At 72.6% G+C, this 20091-nt stretch carries 14 protein-coding genes and 1 pseudogene; 11 read left to right on the top strand and 4 right to left on the bottom strand.

The window, feature by feature from the left end:
* Window positions 1-538 (bottom strand): annotated as a pseudogene (locus B7X32_RS01950) (5-methyltetrahydropteroyltriglutamate--homocysteine S-methyltransferase); the annotation flags it as partial.
* Window positions 539-716: 178 nt separating this feature from the next.
* Here B7X32_RS01950 and B7X32_RS01945 point away from each other — a divergent pair.
* Both B7X32_RS01945 and B7X32_RS01940 read left to right on the top strand, forming a co-directional pair.
* Window positions 717-1127 (top strand): DUF4383 domain-containing protein, encoded by a 411-nt coding sequence (locus tag B7X32_RS01945; RefSeq protein ID WP_292715246.1) that lies wholly within the window; start codon window positions 717-719, stop codon window positions 1125-1127.
* 7 nt (window positions 1128-1134) lie between these two features.
* On the top strand, window positions 1135-1662 hold the full coding sequence (locus B7X32_RS01940; RefSeq protein WP_292715243.1) for a hypothetical protein: 528 nt from the start codon (window positions 1135-1137) through the stop codon (window positions 1660-1662).
* Window positions 1663-1748: 86 nt separating this feature from the next.
* Here B7X32_RS01940 and B7X32_RS01935 read toward each other — a convergent pair whose 3' ends face one another.
* From B7X32_RS01935 to B7X32_RS01925, 3 genes are all read right to left on the bottom strand, one after another.
* Window positions 1749-2672 (bottom strand): M23 family metallopeptidase, encoded by a 924-nt coding sequence (locus B7X32_RS01935; RefSeq protein ID WP_292715240.1) that lies wholly within the window; start codon window positions 2670-2672, stop codon window positions 1749-1751.
* A gap of 250 nt (window positions 2673-2922) precedes the next feature.
* The gene (locus tag B7X32_RS01930) at window positions 2923-5460 is read right to left on the bottom strand and encodes a DUF2156 domain-containing protein (protein ID WP_292715237.1); all 2538 of its coding nucleotides are present in this window, start codon (window positions 5458-5460) and stop codon (window positions 2923-2925) included.
* A gap of 122 nt (window positions 5461-5582) precedes the next feature.
* Window positions 5583-6059 (bottom strand): Lrp/AsnC family transcriptional regulator, encoded by a 477-nt coding sequence (locus B7X32_RS01925; protein ID WP_292715235.1) that lies wholly within the window; start codon window positions 6057-6059, stop codon window positions 5583-5585.
* Between the two features lie 113 nt (window positions 6060-6172).
* Between B7X32_RS01925 and B7X32_RS01920 the strand changes: the two genes are divergently transcribed.
* The 9 genes from B7X32_RS01920 (at window position 6173) to B7X32_RS01880 (ending at window position 20014) form a co-directional block, all read left to right on the top strand.
* A complete protein-coding gene (locus tag B7X32_RS01920) occupies window positions 6173-7378 on the top strand; it encodes a PLP-dependent aspartate aminotransferase family protein (protein ID WP_292715232.1) in 1206 nt (401 codons plus the stop codon).
* 69 nt (window positions 7379-7447) lie between these two features.
* Window positions 7448-8713 (top strand): MFS transporter, encoded by a 1266-nt coding sequence (locus B7X32_RS01915; RefSeq protein ID WP_292715249.1) that lies wholly within the window; start codon window positions 7448-7450, stop codon window positions 8711-8713.
* A 150-nt stretch (window positions 8714-8863) separates the two neighbouring features.
* The gene (locus B7X32_RS01910) at window positions 8864-11218 is read left to right on the top strand and encodes a hypothetical protein (protein WP_292715229.1); all 2355 of its coding nucleotides are present in this window, start codon (window positions 8864-8866) and stop codon (window positions 11216-11218) included.
* Window positions 11215-13875, top strand: coding sequence for an FtsX-like permease family protein (locus tag B7X32_RS01905; RefSeq protein ID WP_292715227.1), 2661 nt, complete (start codon window positions 11215-11217; stop codon window positions 13873-13875). Before B7X32_RS01910 ends, B7X32_RS01905 begins: the two co-directional genes overlap by 4 nt.
* 77 nt (window positions 13876-13952) lie before the next feature.
* Window positions 13953-14888, top strand: coding sequence for an ABC transporter ATP-binding protein (locus B7X32_RS01900; protein ID WP_292715224.1), 936 nt, complete (start codon window positions 13953-13955; stop codon window positions 14886-14888).
* On the top strand, window positions 14885-15589 hold the full coding sequence (locus B7X32_RS01895) for an ABC transporter ATP-binding protein (RefSeq protein ID WP_292715222.1): 705 nt from the start codon (window positions 14885-14887) through the stop codon (window positions 15587-15589). The genes B7X32_RS01900 and B7X32_RS01895 overlap by 4 nt, the downstream gene beginning before the upstream one ends.
* A 73-nt stretch (window positions 15590-15662) precedes the next feature.
* Window positions 15663-16250 carry a helix-turn-helix domain-containing protein gene (locus B7X32_RS01890; protein ID WP_292715218.1) on the top strand — a complete coding sequence of 196 codons (588 nt, stop codon included), beginning with the start codon at window positions 15663-15665 and terminating at the stop codon, window positions 16248-16250.
* On the top strand, window positions 16247-17542 hold the full coding sequence (locus tag B7X32_RS01885; protein WP_292715215.1) for an MFS transporter: 1296 nt from the start codon (window positions 16247-16249) through the stop codon (window positions 17540-17542). The genes B7X32_RS01890 and B7X32_RS01885 overlap by 4 nt, the downstream gene beginning before the upstream one ends.
* 57 nt (window positions 17543-17599) lie before the next feature.
* A complete protein-coding gene (locus B7X32_RS01880; protein ID WP_292715213.1) occupies window positions 17600-20014 on the top strand; it encodes an HAD-IC family P-type ATPase in 2415 nt (804 codons plus the stop codon).
* Window positions 20015-20091 lie beyond the last annotated feature (77 nt).

Raw genomic sequence — 20091 nt, 5'->3', positions numbered from 1 at the left:
ACGCGGCCAGGGCGTCGCGATAGGCCTGCACCAGATCGTCGACGATCGCATCCCTGCCGTCGTAGTCCTCGGCGGTGATGTGGTCCGGCTCGAGACGGAAGTCGAGCACGGTCGGCGCCGGGATGGTGAACTTCGGGACGGCGCCCGTCGAACCCTCGATCGTCTTCTGCAGCGCGGAGTAATGCGCGAGGAAGGGATGCGAGGGATCGAAGCGGATGGGTCCGGAGATCTCGACGCCGCGCGGCTTGGTCTGCACCCCGCGGAATTGGATCCCGTGGTCCAGCTCGACGATCTCGACGCCGTCGAGGAAGTCGAAGAAGTCGAAGTGCCACCAGGAGCGCCGGAACTCGCCGTCCGTGGCGGGCAGCAGGCCGGCGTCAGCCTGCTTGGTCACGAGGTCGGCGATCGCGGCGTCTTCTGCGGCCCTGAGGCCGGCGGCGTCGAGTCGACCGTCCGCGTGGCTCTGCCGGGCGGCCTTCAGCGCCGCGGGACGGAGGAAGCTGCCGACGATGTCCGCGCGGAAGGGGCGAGTGCTCATCGCTCGATGATAGGGGCGCGGAACCGGGTGTGACAGTGTCCCTGACACATGGCGACATCCGCCGCGCGCGGAGCGGAATCCGTGGTCGATCTCCGCGTCATGCAGATGATCCCATCCGATCCGCGCACGACTCCGAACAGAGGGTGAGCGGCATCGTGCCGCACTCGAGGAGGAGAAAATGCGTTCGTCACCCAACCGTCTGATCGGCGTCATCTTCGGCGCCGTGTACATCGTCGTCGGCGCGCTCGGCTTCGCCGTCACCGGAGGAGTGTCCTTCTTGGCGACGCAGGGCGGAATGCTGCTCGGCATCTTCATGGTCAATCCGCTGCACAACGTCGCGCACCTGCTCATCGGGGCGGCGCTGCTCGTGGCGGGCCTCGTCTCGACGCGGGCGGCCAAGGGAACCAACACCGTCGTGGGAGCGGCCTATCTGCTGCTCGGGATCCTCGGCTTCTTCCTGGTCGGGACGGCGGCGAACATCCTCGCGCTCAACACGTTCGATCACTTCCTGCACCTCGCGAGCGCCCTGCTGCTCCTCGCCGTCGGGATCGGGGTCGAGCCCACCGCGCCGCGCGGGGCGATGGCCTGAGGTCGTCGTGCTGCGCAGCTGGCCCGCGCTCCTCGCCTGGGGCGCGGGTCTGATCCACCTGGCGATCGGCGCCTCGGTCACGGGTGCCGAGGGCGATCCGCGCACCGTCGTGCTGCTGGCGCCGATGCTCGTCATCGGCGTCGCTGAGCTCGGCTGGGGCGTCGCGGTCCTCCGCGCGGGCCGGATCGAGCGGGGGAGGGGTGCAGCGCTCGGCGCGATCCTCGCGGTGATCCTGGGGGCGGTCGCTCTTCTGGGCGGAGCGCCGATCATCGCGGTCGCGGCCTCGTCCGTGCTCGTCGTCGCAGCGGGAGCGATGGCGGCGCGGTCGCGGGGAGCGGGGGAGGGCCGGGCCGATGACGGCGAGTCCTCGGCCCGGATGTCGCGATCGAGGGCGGTGGGCACGGTGCTGGGGGCCGTGCTCGTCGCCGCGCTCGTGACCCCCGGCCTGGCGCAGACCGATGCCGGGGCGAACGGAGGCGGGCACGATCACGGCGGCACCGAGCTGCCGCTCGTGGATCCGCACGCTCATCACTGATCGGGTTCGGTGCTGATCGGCGATCGGCCCGCAAAGACGACGAGGCCCCCGCCGGAGCGGGGGCCTCGTCGCGGTCCGAGGTCGGATCAGAAGACGTTGGACTCGAGCCAGGCGAGCGGGTCGATGGCGCTGTCGTTGATGTGCACCTCGAAGTGCAGGCAGGAGCCGACGGTCCAGCCGGTGTCGCCGACACGACCGATGAACTGGCCGGCCGTGACGCACTCGCCGGCCTGGACCGCGCGGCTGCCGTAGGTCATGTGCCCGTACAGCGTCGAGACGGCGTTGCTGCCGCTGAGCGCGGGGTGGGAGATCTCGACCGTGACGCCGTAGCCCTGGTAGCTCTCCGAGGAGAGGGTGACGCAGCCGTCGGCGGCCGCGTAGATCGGGGTGCCGATGGGCGCGGCGAAGTCCTGGCCCATGTGGCTGCGGCCCGTGCGCGCCGCGCCGAAACCGTCGGTCAGCGTGTACGAACCCGCCGCCATCGGGTAGATGACCTGTCCGGGCTTGGCGATCGAGGCGACGCCGGAGCGCTGCGCGGCGGCCGTGGCGGCCTGCATCGCGCTGAGCTCGGACGGCGTGGTCGCGGTGAACGTGCCGTGCACCTGTACGTCGGGGAGCACGCCGTTGGCGGCCGTGAACGACTGGGCGCGGATGTCGGCCGCGGCGCTGGTCGCCGGCTTGGCGTCGGTCGCGCGCACCATCCCGAGAGCCGGAAGCGCCGTCCCGACGACGAGTGCGGAGATCGCGAGGGCGGCACCGGTGCTGCGGCTGAGGTTCTTCGCGCCGCGCCTGGGGCGCTTGCCGGCCGGGACGACGTGCGCCGACAGCTGCTCGGGGGCTGCGGAGCGGGTCGTGGGACGGGGAGCTCGCGGAGGTGCGGGGATGTGCGCCTGAGGGGTCGCGGGGGAGAACGGCGAAGAGGCGGCGGGATCCGCGGGGGTGCGCGAGAAGGCGGTGGAATCCGAGGTCTGCGCGGGGGCGGAGGTCTGCGCGGCGGCCTGCTCTCTCATCTCCCGGCGCGAGCGGGGCACGGCGGGGCCGGCGGTCGCGGACGGGGATTCTGGCGTGCGGGCAGGGGTGTGCGCGGTTTCGGGGGCTCGCGAACTGATGATGTGCTCCTCGGGCAGCGGAGAGGGTGTGACGTCTCCGTCATCGGGGGAACGGAGTGGTGTTACAACTCCGTAATAATACGGATCGTTCCTGAGAGTTCCATACATTGGCCGCGAAACGCCGTCTCGGCGTGGCGGGATCCGGACGTCCTCAGCGGTCGCCGCCGCGGTTGGTGATGGTCTGCGCGAGCGCCAGGTACTCCTTCGGCGTCGCCTCGGGGAGATAGGCGCTGCCGATCGCCATGCCGATCCTCGCGAGCTGGGCGGGATCCGCGTACGCCATGTAGATGGTCTCGTAGCGGGGGTTGAACTTGCTCTTGAACCGGAACAGCGAGGTGAAGCCGTAGGCCGGTTCGAGCATCTCCCCGAGCCAGCCGAGCAGGCGGTCCATGACGCCCGGTTCCGCGGGCTCCTCGCCGGGCTTGGTCGCGAGCGGGGCGCCGGACAGGCTGAGGACCTGGACACCCTGCTCCTTCATGCGCAGGGCGGCGGACGCGATGACGAACTCCATGATGCCGGGCATGGATCCGTCGCTGCGCCGCATGAAATCGATGGTCCAGCCGGTGACCTCGCCGTCGGTCCAGGTCGGCAGCCAGCTGGTCGTGGCCTCGATCCCGCCGTCCTTGTTGATCGCGAGGAAGATCCCGACGTCGGAGTCCTTGAGCTCCTCCATCCCGCCGAGGGTGAAGCCCATCTCCGGGAGCTTCTTGTGCGCGACCCATTCCTCGCTGACCGCGGTGATCTCCCTCGAATAGCGGGTCGGCAGGTCGTGCCACGTCGACCAGAGGGTCGTGATGCCCTCGCGTTCGCCGCGGTTCAGGGGCTGGCGCACCTTCTGCCACGCCTTGCCCGCGAGCTCGAATCCGGCCAGGTCGATCACGGTCTCCTCGCCCACGGACATGTACTGCCACCCGAACGACTGGAAGACCGGCAGGAAGCGCTCGTGGAAGCTGTAGAAGCAGGCCGACCAGCCCTGGGACTCGCAGTACGCGATGAACGCCTCGACGGTCTCGCGCTCCGCGCCTTCGGCGCAGACCGGATCCGACATCGTCAGGGCGACCTTGCGGATGACGCGGTAGGCGACGGCGCCCCGGCCGTCGGCTGTGAACCAGTAGCTGTTGCCCGCCCACGTGCCCATGAACCCGAGGGTGCCGCCGCCCCCTTCGCGCAGGAGCGCACGGAAGCGCGCCTCCTCGATCACGTGCCGGTCGACCTGCGTGGCGCGGAACAGCCGCACGGCCGCGAGGATGAAGACGATCCAGAACGGCACGCCGACCCACTGGTAGACGAAGAGCGCGGCGCCGTCGACCGGGATCCCGGCATCCGCGATGGCGGGAAGCAGACCGCTCGAGACGAACGGGCGCACCAGGTCGGCCAGCAGCTCGCCGAGGGACGGCTGCCCGTCGAGGTAGTTGTCGCCGTCGATCAGCCCGATGACGAGGTAGATGCCGGCGAAGACGACGAAGGCGCCGACGACCGTGAGCGTGAAGCGCCGCACGGCCGCCCGCGGCGCGCTCACCCGGAAGTGCCGTCGGGTGAACAGCAGCAGGGCGATCACGCCGATCGGCACGAGCACGGCCAGGATCATCGCGATGCCGTCCTCGATGAGCAGGGCGCCGCGGATCTTGTCGTCGAGCAGATCGTTGATCCCGACCGACGTCGCCGTCAGCAGGGCGATCACCGCGTCGACCACCAGGGCCATGATCCACGCGGCCCTGCGGCCGGTGCGGAGCCCCCAGGCGGCGAGGAGCGTGAGCAGCAGCGGCACGAGGCTCACCAGGAACGGCCCCGGACCCGAGTTCAGGATCGCGTCGGCCTGACGCACGCAGTCGGCCGTCCAGTCCTGCACGCAGGACGGCGGCATCGGCTCCGCCTCGATCGGCGAGAAGCCGGACACCACGAGCCCGAGGGGCGCGTACCAGGCGCCGGAGATGAGCACGATGAAGGGCCCGAGCCCGGTCGCGGCCACGATCGCGGCGACCAGGGTGCGCACCTCGCGATGAGAGCTGCGGTGCCACGTCGCGCGCACGGCGCCCCGTGCCAGCAGGAGGCCGAGCAGCAGCCCGAGCACGCCGGAGATGAGCCGGAACACGCTGTCGCTGTCCGCGGCGTAGAGCGCGAACATCACCAGCAGCGTGAAGCCGACGACCCGGATCCGGCGCCGCCACAGGGCGGGCGCGAAGGAGCTCGCGGCCATCAGCATGCCGACCGTGCCGATCGTCGGATCCGCCACGGCGTCGTAGCTCGCGAGCAGGCCCCATTGCGAACCCCAGGAGACGAGCAGCCCCTGCGCGCTCAGCCCGATCACCATCGCGAGTATTCCGGTCAGGAAGAAGGTCCACGCGGCGCGGACGCTCCCGAGCTTGCGCTCCGCGTAGGCGCCGGCCGTGAGGATCAGCGGGATCGCGAGCACTCCGCCGATCACCGAGTCCCCGAACAGCAGCGCGGTGAGCGGGGTCCACCAGTCGCCGTCCTCGATGGTCGTGCTCACCGACGCCGCGAACTCCTGCGGGAAGCGGCCCAGGAACGTCCCTGTGACGAACCCGGCGGCCAGCACGATCACGGCGAGCATCGCGCTGAACGGGTTGCGGAGCAGATACGTCCCGACCGTGCGGAGCCAGCGGGGGGTCTCACGCGGTTCCGACGGCTCCGTGACGGCGTCGCGGGTGGCGTTCTCGGAGGCGGTCATGCATCTGCTCCCTCTGCGGCGAGCGCACGGGTCGGTCCTGATCCGCGCGGTGGTGCGACACCACAACCTCAGAGTGCCGAACCTCCGCGGCGTTGTACAGCCGCCGTGCCCGCCGACGCGGGTCAGCGCGGTGCGGCGATGCCAGCGCCGTCTCGCCGCTCGAACACGAGCTGCGTCTCCGTGGCGCGGACCACCTCGTGCACCGTGATGCGCTCGAGCACGATGTCGCGCAGCGCCGCCGCATCGGCGACCGCGACGTGCACGAGGAAATCGTCGGCGCCCGCGATGTGGAACACCTGCAGCACGCCCTCCGTCGTCTCGAGCGCATCGAACAGCGCCTCGACGCCGGTCTTGCTGTGGTTGCCCAGTCGTACGCGGATCACGGCCTGCACCGGGCAGCCGAGCGCTGCGGGATCGAGCTGCAGGCGCAGTCCCTGGATCACCCCGCGCGAGCGCAGGGAGCGCAGCCGGAACGCGCACGTGGACGCGGGGATCCCCAGTGCGGCGGCGAGCTGCTTGATCGGCGCATCGGGCTGTGCGGACAGCGCCGCGAGGATCCTCAGGTCGAGGGCGTCGACCCCGTGCTGTTCCGCGATCAAGATCCGCTCCTCAGGACGCCCGAATGTTGTGTCCGGAACAACCTTCGCACTTTCAAAGCTTCTGTGCAGCAATGGATCTGGCGAATCCCTGCGCGCAGAAGGATCCTGGGAGCATGATCGACGACGATTCCCTGCACGACACGCCGCTGCGACCCGAGACCGTGGCGGTGCATGCCGGCCGGGCCGACCTCGCCGCCCTCGGCGTGCACGCCGCGCCGATCGACCTCTCCTCGACCAACCCGCTGCCCGACATCGTGCACGGCGGCGACTCGTACGAGTCGATGGCGACCGGCGGACACCCGCTGCCCGACGGCGGAAACGTCTACGCCCGGCTGTGGAACCCGACGGTCGCCCGCTTCGAGGAGGGCCTCGCGGAGCTCGAGCACGCCGATGCCGCCGTCGCGTTCTCCAGCGGCATGGCGGCGATGACGGCGGCGATCCTCTCTCACACGACCGCGATGGGCAAGCGCCACATCGTCGCGGTACGCCCGCTCTACGGAGGGACGGACCACCTGCTCGACTCGGGGCTGCTGGGCGCGGAGACCACCTTCTGCGCCGAGGACGAGGTGCGCGCGCACCTGCGCCCCGACACCGGCCTCGTGGTCGTCGAGACCCCGGGCAACCCCACGCTGGACATGGTCGACATCGCGGCGGTCGTCGCGCAGGCGGGGGAGGTTCCCGTGCTCGTGGACAACACGTTCGCGACGCCGCTGCTGCAGAACCCGCTCGACCTCGGTGCGCGGATGTCGCTGCACAGCGCGACCAAGTACATCGGCGGCCACGGCGACGTGATCGCGGGCGTCATCGCGTGCTCCGAGGAGACCGCGCAGGCGCTGCGCCGCGTCCGCGCGATCACGGGCGCGCTGCTGCACCCGCTCGGCGCCTACCTGCTGCACCGCGGCCTCGCGACGCTGCCGGTGCGCATGGAGCGGCAGCAGCGCTCCGCGGAGCGCGTCGTCGCGTGGCTCGCCGAGCACCCGGCCGTGGCCGAGGTGTTCTACCCGGGGATCGGCGACGAGCGCGGTCTCATCCCGCGGCAGATGCGCGGCGGCGGTGCGATGATCGCCGTGCGGCTGCGCGACGGTTACGCGGCGGCCGAGGCCCTCACCGGATCCGTGCGCCTGTTCACGCACGCGGTGTCGCTCGGCGGGGTCGACTCCCTCGTGCAGCACCCTGCGGCGCTCACGCACCGGCCGGTCGCGGCCGAGGCCCGCCCAGGTGCTGACATCGTGCGGCTCTCGATCGGCCTGGAGGATCCGGAGGACCTGATCGGCGACCTCGCGCAGGCTCTCGCCAGGATCGGCGTCGCTGCGCGCTGAGTCCGACGCGCGGAGAGCGCGGGGAGCGCGAGTGTCCGTGGTCACCGGCAGACTTGTGCGGTGACCGGAATGAGAACCTTCTGGGCCGCGCTCCCCACCACGGGGCGCTGGCTGCTGTCCACCGTCGCCATCCAGACGCTGGGACGCGGACTGACCCTGCCCTTCACGATCATCTACCTCCACGAGGTGCGCGGTTTCGACCTGGGCGTCTCCGGCGCGCTGATGAGCGTCATCGCCGTCACGGGCCTCGTCGTGACGGGTCCCGGCGGAACGCTGATCGACCGCTACGGCGCCCGGCGCGTGCTGCTGGCGGGCCTCGTCGCGATGATCGCCGGCTGCACGCTCCTCGCGTTCGCCACATCACCCGCGGTCGCGGCGATCGCGCTCGTGCTGATCGGGGTGAACTTCGGCGTCTCCTGGCCGGGATTCAACGCGCTGATCGCCACGATCGTCGCGGGGGAGCTCCGTCAGCAGTACTTCGGCGTGAACTTCGCCCTGGTCAACCTCGGCATCGGCGTCGGCGGGATCATCGGCGGCTTCTTCATCGACGTGCACCGGCCGGAGACGTTCACCGCGATCTTCCTCATCGACGCGGCGGGCTCGCTCATCCCGATGGCGCTGCTGCTCGGGCCCCTGCGGCATGTGCGCACTCACGCGGATCCCTCCGCGGAGCACGAGACCGAGGCCGAGGGGTACCGGCAGATCCTGCGCAGGCCGGCCGTGCTGTGGCTGACCCTGCTGACGTTCCTCGCGGTGTTCATCGGCTACGGGCAGATGGAGGGCGGGTTCCCCGCATTCGCGCGGCAGGTCTCCGGCGTCTCGACCCAGGTGATCGGGTTCGCCTTCGCGGTGAACACCGCCGTCATCGTGCTCCTGCAGTTCGCGGTCCTGAAGCTCATCCGGGGGCGCCGCCGCACCAGGGTGATGCAGGTGATGACGCTCATCTGGGGGCTCTCCTGGGTGCTCCTCGGGCTCACGGGTCTGCTGCCGGAGTCGCTCACGGCGGCCATCGGCGTGCTGCTGTTCATGGGCGTCTTCGCCTTCGGGGAGACCATGCTGCAGCCCACGGTCCCCGCGATCTGCAACGACCTCGCCTCCGACCGCAGCCGCGGGCGGTACAACGCGATCAACGCGGCGGCGTTCCAGGGCGGGGCGATCGCCGGGCCGATCGCGGCGGGGCTGCTGCTCGGCGAGGGGCGCCAGCTGTGGTTCATCGTCGCCATGGTCGCGGGGTCCGTGCTGATCTGCGTGCTCGCGATCGCTCTCGAGCGACGGCTGCCGGATGACGCCAACGGCGTGGCGAGCCCGGTCGTGGCCGAGGCCGACGTCGTCTGAGTAGGCCGCGCGAAGCCGATTCACAGAAGCCGCAAAGAAAACGTTGCGCGGCCGTGTCGGCGCCCCCCAGGATGGGGGAAGTGCGTTTCGTTCGGATCGGTAACGATCCCGCCGCGGCGTGCGGAGCGGTCGGCGACACAGGCGAGGACGATGACGTTTGCGGTGAGGCGGGCGCGGCAGCAGACCGCGCGACTCCTGCTCGTCCTGCTCGCCGCCGGACTCGTCGTGCTCGGCGTCGGCGGGATCGACGCCCTGTCGGGGCGGCTGGTGGACGACGGCGTGCGCCGGGTGGCGGAGGACGCCGAATCAGGAACGCGGGTCGCGACCGTCACCGCGCTGAGCACGGGGGATCCCGCCGCGCAGGACCGTGCCGTCCGTGCGGCGATCGCGAAGGCCTTCGCGGGCGCCCCGGTCTCGGTCAGCCGGATGGCGGTCAGCCAGATCTCCCTGGGCAACCCCGACGCCGTGCAGGCGATCGGCGGAGAGGGGATCGCCGATCGCGGGGAGCTCGTCGACGGTGCCTGGCCGAATCGGACCGGCGAGGCCGCCGTGCTGACGGCTGCGGTGGAGAGGCGGGGGTGGCGGATCGGTGATCGGATCCGCCTCGGCGCCGATGCGTCGGGAGGGGTCGTCGAGGTCACGCTCGTCGGAACCTGGCGCGCGAAGGATCCCGCCGCGCCGGCCTGGGCGGGCGATCCCGCGGTGGCCTCCGGCGACTCGGACGGCGCCGCGGGGCCCGTGCTGATCACCGACGGCGACATGGCGCGCCTGTGGACCACGCCGACGGTGACCTGGACCATCGCTCCGGCCGCGCTGACCGCCGACAGCCTGGACGCCTATCGCGGCGGGCTGGCGCGGCTGCCGCAGCTCCCGGGGCAGGTCGATGCCGACAGCCGCTCCAGCACCGCCGTCGGCGGCTCGCTCGGCGAGCTGCTGGACCGGCAGACGCGTGCGGTCGGCGTCGCCCGGGGCATGATGGCCGTGCCCACCGCGATCATCGTCGCGCTGGGGGTGATCGCGATCGCCGTGATCCTCACGTCCGTGGCCGGTGCTCGCCGCCCGGAGCTGCGTCTGGTCCGCGCGCGGGGCGCCGCGGCGACCGGCATCGCCGCCGGGGCTGCCGAGGAGGCTGCGGCGGCCACCGGCGCCGGGGCCGCGCTCGCCCTGCTCGTGATGCTTCCGCTCGCGATCCCCGGTCTCTCCACGCTCGTGGCGGCCGCGCTCACCGTGCTCATCGCGGCGGCGGTTGCCGCCTTCACCGCGGCGCGCGCCTCCGCTCCGGCGACGGCGGTGCGCTCGGATGCGGGCCGGGGCATCGTGACGGCGCTCCTGGTCCCGACGCTGATCGTCGCCGCACTGGCCGCCTTCGCGCTCTGGCAGCTCTTCGCGCAGGGCGGCGTGATCTCCGAGGGCGGCGGCGCGGATCCCGTCGCCTCCGCCGCCGGCGCCGCGGCGCTCCTCGCGCTCGGACTCCTCGTCCCGATGCTCGCCGTGCTCGTCGCCGCGGTGGCCGAACGCGCGGCGCGCCGCGGGCGCGGCATCATGCCCGTCCTGCCCCTGCGCCAGATCGCGCGCCGCGCCGGAAGCGTCGCCGTCGCGATCCTGTGCCTCGCGCTGGCGGCGGGATCGGCGACCATGGCCCTCGGTGCGGCCCCGCTCGCCGCGGCCGCGGACCGCAGCGAGGTCCGCGCCGCGCTCGGGCTCGACGTGCGGGTGTCGGTCGCCGCGCAGGGCGCCGTGCCGCTCACCGCGACGGAGGCCGCGGCGCTGCCGACGGTCACGCGCACCGCGGAGGTTCTCAGCCGAGACGCGGAGGTCGGCTCGGACACGGTCGCGTTCCTCGCGGCCGATCCCTCCGCCGCGGCGATCCCCGCCTCGGACGCGTCGGCCCTCATGAGGGAATCCCGGGACGCCCTCCCCGTGGCTATCACCGCGGCGCTCGCGCAGCGGCTCGGCGCCGTCCCCGGCACCCCCTTCTCGATCACGCTCCGCCCTGAGGGCACGCGGCTGCCGGCGCGGGTCGCCGTGATCCTCCCGACCATCGCCGGCATCGGATCCGCCCCGGGGATCCTGGCGGATCGCGCTGCCGTCGCCGCGAGGGCGGAGGGGGTACCGGCGAACGAGCTGTGGCTCGCGACCTCCGATCCCTCGGTCGTCGCGGCGGAGGTCCGCGCCAGGGCGAGCGCTCCGCTGCGGATCCTCCCCCCCGCCGCCGTGAGCACCGCCCCGATCACGGGGACGGCCACGATCCTGCTGGCGACGGGGTCCGCGGCCGCGGCCCTTCTGGGCCTGCTCGGGTTCCTCGCCGCGGTCGCCGCGGACCGCTCCCGCCGGAGCGAGGAGCGCACCGCGCTGCGCGCCCTCGGGCTCAGCGCCGGACGTCAGCGCTCCGCGCGCATCGGCGAGGTGACGGGGGTCGCGATCTTCGGCCTGCTCGGCGGAGCCGCCGCGGGGCTCGTCGTGGTGGCCGTCGTCCTGCCCGTGATGTGGGGGAGCGGATCATGACGCGCCACCCAGGGACACCCGTCGTCGTGCTGCGCACCGCGCTCACGACACCCCTGCTGTCGGTCTTCCTCGTGCTCGCGATCGCCGCCATGACGCTCGCGGGCGCGCTGGTGCCGCCGCTCGTCGACGCGGCGCGCACCGCCACCGTGCAGCATCAGATCCGCGACATCCCCGACATCGGCCGCCCGCTGACCGCGGTGCAGTCCTGGATCGCCGGCCTCGAGCGCGGAGGTCCAGGGACGACGGACGTGTGGTCGGAGCCCCTCGCGACGCTGCGGGCGCAGCGGGATCGCCAGCCCGAGCCGCTGCGCAGTGCGCTGGGCACGCCGCGCGCCGTCGGCGACTTCCGTGCGATCGAACTGCAGGGCGATCGGAAGACGCCGCGCAATGCCGTGCAGCTGATCATGGATCCGGGGCTGGAGCAGCGCAGCCGCCTCGTGCAGGGCGCGTATCCTCGGGTCACCGATCCCGCGGAGGGCATCCAGATCGTGCTCAGCGACAAGGCGGCCGCCGCCCTGGACTGGAGGGTCGGGGAGGTGCGCGACCGGCAGGGCCTCCCCGTCGCCCTCACCGGCCTGGTCGCGCCGACCGGCGCCGACGACCTCGACTGGGACATGCTGGTCGGCTCCCGTGCGCCGACCGTCCAGTACACGCCGATGGGCGACGTCGTCCTGCAAGCGGTCGGCTTCATGGCTCCGGACGAGGCCGGCGTGCTGGGCGACCTGCTCACGCAGTCGGCGACGTTTGCGTGGATCCCGCTCGACGTGAGCCGGATCTCCGCCCGCGACGCGGCGACGGTCAGCGCCCAGCTCCGGCTGTTCATGGCGAACCCGGTGCATGTGGGCTCCGGCGGCGGCTTCCACGACGACGGGCTGCAGTTCTCCTCTCCGATCGCCGACGCCCTGGACCGCGGCGTCGCGCGCGGCAGTGCGCTGGTCGCGGTCGTCTCGGTCGCGGCCGTCGGTCCGCTCGCGGTGGCGGCCGTGGTGCTGGCGCTGGCCGGACGACAGCTGGCGTCGCGCCGGGGGAGGGCGGCTGCTCTCGCACGGGCCAGAGGCGCGTCGCTCGTGCAGCTGTGCGTCGTGCTCGGAGGCGAGGCGCTGCTGCTCGGAGTACTCGGCGCGGCGCTCGGGATCGCGGTGGGCGCAGGGCTCTCGCGGGGCGGACCGGACGCGCTCACGGTGCTCGCGGCGGCCGTGCTCGTGCTCGTCCCGGCGTGCGCGGTCCCGCTCACGGTCGTCGCGGACCTGCGCCGGGCGGAACGCCGAGACGGGTCCACGGCTCGGCGGCGGCCCTGGGCGCGCCTGCTGGGCGAAGCCGTGGTCGTGGTGCTCGCCGTGGCCGTCGCCGTGATCCTGCGGAGTCGCGGCGGTGCTCTGCGGGTGGATCCCGTGCTGCTCGCGATGCCGGTGCTGATCGGCGCGGTGGGAACCGTGGCGGTGCTGAGGCTCCTCCCGCTGCTGCTGGATGCGCTGCTGCGCACCGCGCGCCGCCGCACCGGATTGATCGCGCTCCTGGGACCGGCCCGCGCACGGCGCGATGCCGCGTTGCGCACGGCCCCCGCCCTCGCCGCGGTGATCGGCCTCGCGGTGGCGGTGTTCTCGGTCTCGTTCGCGGCGACCGTCTCGGACGGGATCGGCCGCACCGCGCGGGACGCCACCGGCGCGGATGTCGCGGTGTCGATGCCGTACTTCGAGGACGCGCAGATCGCCGCGGCCAGGAAGATCCCGGGCGTCGAGGCCGTTGCGACGCTGGACGCGGACGAGATCGGCCAGGGCGCCTCGGCAGGCGTCACCGACCGCGTGCGCGTCTACGCGGTCGACCGGGACGCCTTCGCGCGCGTGCAGCAGGGATTCGACGGCGCCCTGCCGCTGCCCCCCTCGCTCAAGGACAGCTCGGGTGGCAGCATCCCCGTCGTCGCCTCGGAGCAGCTGCTCGCGCGGTTCGGCGAAGGGCTCACGGTGAACGGCCACGCCGTCCGGGTCGTCGCGCACACCGCGCAGCGGACCCCGTTCGGCAGCACGGAGAAGTGGGTGATCGTCGACCGCGGGAACGTCGACCGCATCGGCGTCGCCTCGCCGCTGACCACAGAGCTGTTCGCGGCGGTGGCCCAGGGCCACGATCCGCGCACGGTCTCGAGGGAGATGGCCGCGCGGCTCGGGGAGACCGCGACGGTGACCACCGCCGATCAGCTCATCGCGCAGGCGGTCTCGGACCCGGCGTCGTCGGCCCTGCGCGTGGCGCTGATGGTGGCGGCCGCGATCGTCGCCGTCCTGCTCGCCGTCGCCGTCCTGCAGACGCTGCTGCTCGGATCCGTCGCGCGCGCCCGCCTGCTCGCACTGCTGCGCGCGGTCGGCTATCCGCGGCGCAGGGAACTCCCGCTCGTGGGGTGGGAGGTGGGGCCGGCGCTCGCGGTGGCGCTGCCCGTGGGCATCGCATCGGGCCTTGCGATGTCGTGGCTCGTGATCGGCGCGCTGGACCTGCGCGGATTCACGGGCGGAGAGGCGGCACCGGCGCTGAGCCTGCCGCCGGGGTGGCTGGCCGTGGCGGTGCTGGGCTTCGCCGGGGTCACCGCGGTGGCGGTCCTGCTGGCGACCGCTGCGGCGATGCGGTTGCGCAGCGCCGAGGCGATCCGGGTCGCGGATGACGAGGGGTGACGGATGACGCTCGAGGAAAAGGGTGGCCACGGCGACGAGGGACGAGGGATCATGACCGCAGCAGGAGGGATCGGACGATGACCGATGTCGACATCGCGTGCGAGGGACTGGTGCGGATCTTCACCGCCAAGGGCATCGAGGTGCAGGCGCTGCAGGGGCTGGATCTGCGCGTGCAGGCGGGGGAGATGGTCGCGCTCGTCGGCGCCTCCGGATCCGGGAAATCGACGCTGCTGGGAATCCTCGCCGGACTCGACGGGCCGACCGCAGGGAGCGCCCGCGTCGCCGGGCACGACCTCGTGACGATGCGCGGCGCCGAGCGGCTGCGCTACCGCCGCCGCAGCGTCGGTTTCGTCTGGCAGCAGTCCGGGCGCAATCTGCTGCCCTACCTCACGGCACGGGAGAACATCGCCCTGGCGCACGGCGTCGCCGGGGTGGTGCCGAAGTCGGAGCGCGCGGGCCGCGCGCAGGCGCTGCTCGAACTGCTCGACGTCGCCGATGCGGCCGAGCAGCGGCCCGCCCAGCTGAGCGGCGGCCAGCAGCAGCGCGTGGCGATCGCGGTCGCCCTCGCGAACGGACCCCGCGTGCTGCTCGCCGACGAGCCGACCGGGGAGCTGGATGAACGCACGAGCGCGGACGTGCTCGCCGCGATGCAGGCGGTCAACACCGAGCACGGCGTCACGACCCTGATCGTGACGCACGACGCCGCGGTGTCCGAGCACGTCGACCGCACGGTGCGGATCCGCGACGGCCGCACCTCGACCGAGACCCTGCGCAGCACCCACACCGACGACGAGGGGCGCGAAGTGAGGGTCGCGCAGGAGTTCGCGGTGCTGGACAGGGCCGGCCGCATGCAGCTGCCGGGAGAGTTCGTAAGCGCGCTCGATCTGCGCGACCGGGTGCGGCTGTCGCTCGAGGCCGACCACGTGCGGGTCGCGCCGGGCGCGGCGGCCTCGACCGCCGCCGAGGAGCCGGGGCGCGCCGGCGCATCGCCGTCGGGGGAGGAGCAGTCATGACCGAGGTCCTGCGTGCGGAGGGGCTGACCCGCGTGTTCGCCGCGCCCGGAGGCGATGTCACCGCCGTGCGCGAGGTCGATCTGACGGTCTCGGCGGGAGAGCTCGTCGTGATCACCGGCCGCTCGGGGTCCGGCAAGACCACGCTGCTGACGATGCTCGGCGGTCTGGATCGTCCGACCCGCGGGCGGGTGCTGCTGGACGAGCACGACATCAGCACGGGGGACGCGAGCCACCTGCTGGGGGAGCGGATCGCCTCCATCTTCCAGACAGCGGGGCTGCTGCCGGTGCTCTCCGCCGCCGAGAACGTGGAGGTCCCGCTGCGCATACGGCGCACCGCGGTGGCGGAGCGGGAGCAGCGGGTGGCCCGTGCGCTGGAGGCGGTGGGGCTCGCGGATCACGCGCGGCAGCGTCCGACCGAGCTCTCCGGCGGACAGCAGCAGCGCGTCGGCATCGCACGGGCGCTGGTCATGGATCCCGCGGTCCTGATCGCGGACGAGCCGACCGCGCAGCTGGACAGCGAGACCGGCGCGCAGATCATGGATCTCATCGCGGGGCTCGTGCACGAGCGGGGCACCGCCGCGGTCGTGGCCACGCACGATGCGGCCATGCTCACGCGGGCCGATCGCGTGCTCGACCTGCACGACGGTGTGCTGCACGAGCTCGGTCCCCGAGCGCTCGCGGCGAAGACAGGGCAGCGCTGACGCCCTCTTCTCGCATGCATGGATTCTGTGCAAAAGACTTGTGCACAGAATCTATGCATGCAAGAGTGGGGTCATGGAAACCCCGGAACGACCCGTCGGCATGCGTCTCGACGAGCGCGCGGTGCGCGTGCTCGCCCATCCGCTGCGCTCGCGCCTCCTCAGCGAGCTGCGCGTGCACGGACCCGCGACCGCGACCCAGCTGGCCGCCGCGCTGAGCACGAACACGGGGGCGACGAGCTACCACCTGCGCGCCCTGGAGGAGGTCGGCCTGGTCGCCGACACGGGTGAGGGTGCGGGCAAGCGGCGGATCTGGCGCGCGAGCACCGACTACCACTCCTGGACCAACTCCGCCTTCGCCGACGACGAGGACGCGCAGACCGCCCTCGGCTGGCTGCGCCGCGACTATGTGCGGCAGTTCGCCGCCCGGGCGGAGCGCTGGCTCGACGTCGAGGCGTCCTGGCCCGCGGCGTGGGTCGACCGGCTCGGACTCGATGACGCCATGCTCACCGTCACGCCGGATCAGCTCGCCGCCTTCCACGACGAGATCGACGCGCTGACCGCGAAGTACCGGCGTCTCGGCGAGGGGGACTCCGCCGCGCGGAGGGTGCACGTCGCCGTGCAGGTGACCCCGATCGACCTCGATCCGCCGGAGGAGTCGTGAGCGCCGAGGCCGCGGCGACCGCCGCGAGCGCGATCTCCGCGGCCCAGCGCCGCCTGCTCCTGCTCACCGGGCTGCGCTGGCTGCCGGTCGGCGTGACCCTCGGGGTGACCGTGCTGCTGCCGCTCGAACGCGGGCTCTCGATCGCGGAGGTCGGCTCGATCCTCGCGATCCAGGGCTTCGTGGCGCTCGCCCTGGAACTGCCCACGGGAGCGCTGTCCGACACGCTCGGACGACGCCCGGTGCTCGCCGCATCGGGAGTGCTCGCGGTCGCCGCGAGCGTGCTGTTCCTGCTCGCCGACTCGTATGCGCTGTTCGCCGTCTCGCTGCTGCTGCAGGGCGTCTTCCGCGTGCTCGACTCCGGTTCGCTCGAGGCCTGGTTCGTCGACGCCGTGCACGAGCACGATCCGCAGGCCGAGGTCGCGCGTCCCCTCGCACGGGCCGGCACGGTGCTCGGCGTGGCGATCGCGGGCGGCGCGCTGCTCGGCGGACTCCTGGTCGCGTGGCATCCGCTCTCGGCGCTGTCCGCGCTCGTGCTGCCGCTGATCGTGGCGATCGGCCTCTATCTCGGATACACGGTGCTCGTCGTGGTGCTGGTGCGGGACAGTCCTCCAGAGGGGGCGACGCCGAGCCGTGCGCTTCCGACCGTGCTGCGCGCCGCGCGACAGACCCCGCGGACGATCGTCGACGGCCTCCGCCGTGCGGCGGGCTCCCGGGTGCTCGCAGGGCTCGTGCTCGTCGAGGTGTTCTGGTCGGTCGCGATGATCGGCTTCGAGACGCTGACCCCCGTCCAGCTCGAGGGGATGCTCGGCGGCGAGGCCGCGGCCGCCGCGGTGTTCGGTCCGGCGTCGGCGGCCGCCTGGGGGCTGTTCGCGATCGGATCGCTGCTCGCGAGCCGGCTGAGCGGCGCCATCGGCGTGACCTGGACGGCGATCCTGAGCCGGATCCTGAACGGCGCGTTCGTCGTCGCCATGGGGCTGTCCTCCGGAGTCGTCGGGCTGCTCATCGGATACGGGCTCACCTATCTCGCTCATGGCGCCGCCGGTCCGATGCACTCCGCGCTGCTGCATCGCGAGGCGGACCGATCGACCAGGGCGACGGTGCTCTCGCTCAACTCGATGGTCTCCGGAGGCGCGTACAGCATCGGGCTGCTCGTGCTCACCGCGTTCGCGGGAGCGACCTCCGCCGCGACCGCGACGATCGTCGCCGGAGCGTTCAGCATCCTGGGTGCGGCCTGCTATCTTCCGGCGCTGCGCCAGGAGCGGAGCCGGAAGGCGGCGCTGCACGTCGCGTGACCGGACGGCGCGGGGCGGTCACGGGTCGCGCCGACGTCGCGCTGTTACGGTGATCGCATGACACCCGGAAGCCCCGCCCAGGCGACCCGTGCCCCGCTGACCGCCGCGCAGGTGACCGAGAGGATCTCGCGCGGCGAGAGCAACGCCATCGAGTCGCGCACGAGTCGCAGCTTCGGGGAGATCTTCCGGGCGAACGCCTTCACCCGCGTGAACGGGATCTACCTCGTGATGCTCCTGCTCATCCTGAGCACCGGGTACTTCATCGACGGGCTCTTCGGACTGCTCATCATCGTGAACAGCGTCGTCGGCATGGTGCAGGAGGTGCGCGCGAAGCGCACTCTGGACCGGCTCGCGCTGCTCAGCAAGGCGCCGGCCCGCGTGGAGCGGGCGGAGGGCGTCGTGGAGATCGACGCGGAGGAGCTCGTGCTCGACGACGTCGTGCTCGTCGCCGCCGGGGATCAGATCCCCGTCGACGGCGAGGTACTCGACGCGACGGGCCTCGAGGTCGACGAGTCGCTGCTCACGGGCGAGTCGGAGCCGGTCCTCGCCGGCGCCGGATACGAGCTCAAGTCCGGCAGCTTCGTCGCCGCGGGATCCGCGAGCTTCCGCGCCACCGCCGTCGGCGAGCACGCGTACGCCGCCCGCCTCGCCAAGGAGGCGTCCGAGTTCCGCAAGCCCTCCTCGCAGCTGCGCGCGGGCATCGACCAGATCCTCAAATACGTCACGTGGGCGCTGATCCCGGTCGGCGTCCTCACGATCGTCAACCAGATCTGGGGGCGTGCGGAGGACTGGCGCAAGGCGGTGCAGGGTCTCGTCGCCGCGCTCGTGCCGATGGTGCCGGAGGGCCTCGTGCTCATGACGAGCGTCGCGATGGCGGTGGGCGTCATCCGCCTCGGACGCCGGAACTGCCTCGTGCAGGATCTGCCGGCGATCGAGCAGCTCGCCCGCGTGGACGTGGTGTGCACGGACAAGACCGGGACCCTGACCGAGGACGGCATGCGGGTGGGCGCCGTGGAGCGCCTCGGCGTGGACGACGACCGCATCGACGCCGCCCTCGCCGCGATCGGCCGCGCGGAGGGGAAGCCCAACGCCAGCATGGCGGCGATCCTCGAGCACGTCGGCGATGCGCCGGCGCTCGATGCGCAGACGTCCATAGCCTTCTCCTCGTCCCGCAAGTGGGCGGCGATGCAGACGGCCGATGCCGCCACGGGCACCGTGGAGAGCTGGGTGCTCGGCGCCCCGGATGTGCTGCTCGCGGACGGCGATGCCGCCCGCACCCGTTCCGACGCGCTCGCGTCGGAGGGCCTGCGCGTGCTCGCCCTCGCACGCAGCGACGGCGCGCTGCCGGATCCGGAGGCGCAGGGCGACGGGCTCCCTGGCGGACTGGTCGCGACCGCGCTCGTGATCCTGGACCAGCGTCTGCGCGCCGAGGCGCCAGGAGCCATCGCGTACTTCGCGGAGCAGGACGTCGAGATCAAGGTCATCTCCGGCGACAACGCGGTCGCGGTCGGTGCGATCGCCGCCGAGGCCGGAGTACCGAACGGGCGCGACGCGGTCGACGCGCGCAGCCTGGATCCGGATTCGGCGCGGTTCGGCGGCGAGGTGCGGGACCGCACCGCGTTCGGCCGGGTGACCCCGAGCCAGAAGCGCGCGATGGTGCACGCGCTGCAGGAGGACGGGCGCGTCGTGGCGATGACCGGCGACGGCGTCAACGACGTGCTCGCGCTCAAGGACGCCGATGTCGGCGTGGCGATGGGATCCGGTTCGCCGGCGGCCCGCGCCGTCTCGCGCATCGTGCTGCTGGACAACTCCTTCGCCACGCTGCCGCACGTGGTCGCGGAGGGGCGCCGCGTGATCGGCAACATCGAGCGGGTCGCGACCCTGTTCCTCACCAAGACGCTGTACTCGATCCTGCTCGCGCTGCTGGTCGCGGTCACCGCCGTGCCGTTCCCGTTCCTGCCCCGGCACGTCACGCTCATCGCGTGGTTCACGATCGGGATCCCCGCGTTCTTCCTCGCCCTGGCCCCGAACACGGCCCGCGCCCAGGACGGCTTCGTGCGCCGGGTGCTCGATGCGGCCGTGCCGGGCGGCATCGGTGCGGCGCTGGCCTCCTACGGCGCATACCTGACCGCGCGCGCCGTGTTCGGCACGGGGCACGACGAGCTCGTGCTGAACGCGTCGACGGGCTTCCTCGCGCTCGTGATCGTGGCGTTCTTCGTCCTGATCACGGTCGCCCGCCCCTTCCGGCCGTGGAAGGTCGGGCTCGTGGGCGCGATGATCGGCGGCATGCTCGTGGTGATCCTCACCCCGCTCGGATCCCGGGTCTTCTCCATCGACCTGCACGATCCCCGCGCGGTGCTGATCGCGTGCGCGTTCGGCGCCGCCGGGATCGCGGTCCGGTTCGGAGCCCGCGCCGTCCTGCGCGCGGTCTACGGCGCCGTGTCCCGTCGCCGCCGTCGCCGCCACCCCTGAGCACCCCTCCACCTTCGAGTCGTCCCCGTGAGCGGACGCCATGGACGCCGCTCACAGGGACGACGCGGGATGTGGGA

Origin of the sequence: Microbacterium sp. 13-71-7 (assembly GCF_002257455.1) — a bacterium.
Taxonomy (GTDB): domain Bacteria; phylum Actinomycetota; class Actinomycetes; order Actinomycetales; family Microbacteriaceae; genus Microbacterium.
This window is presented reverse-complemented; position numbering and strand designations above follow the sequence as displayed.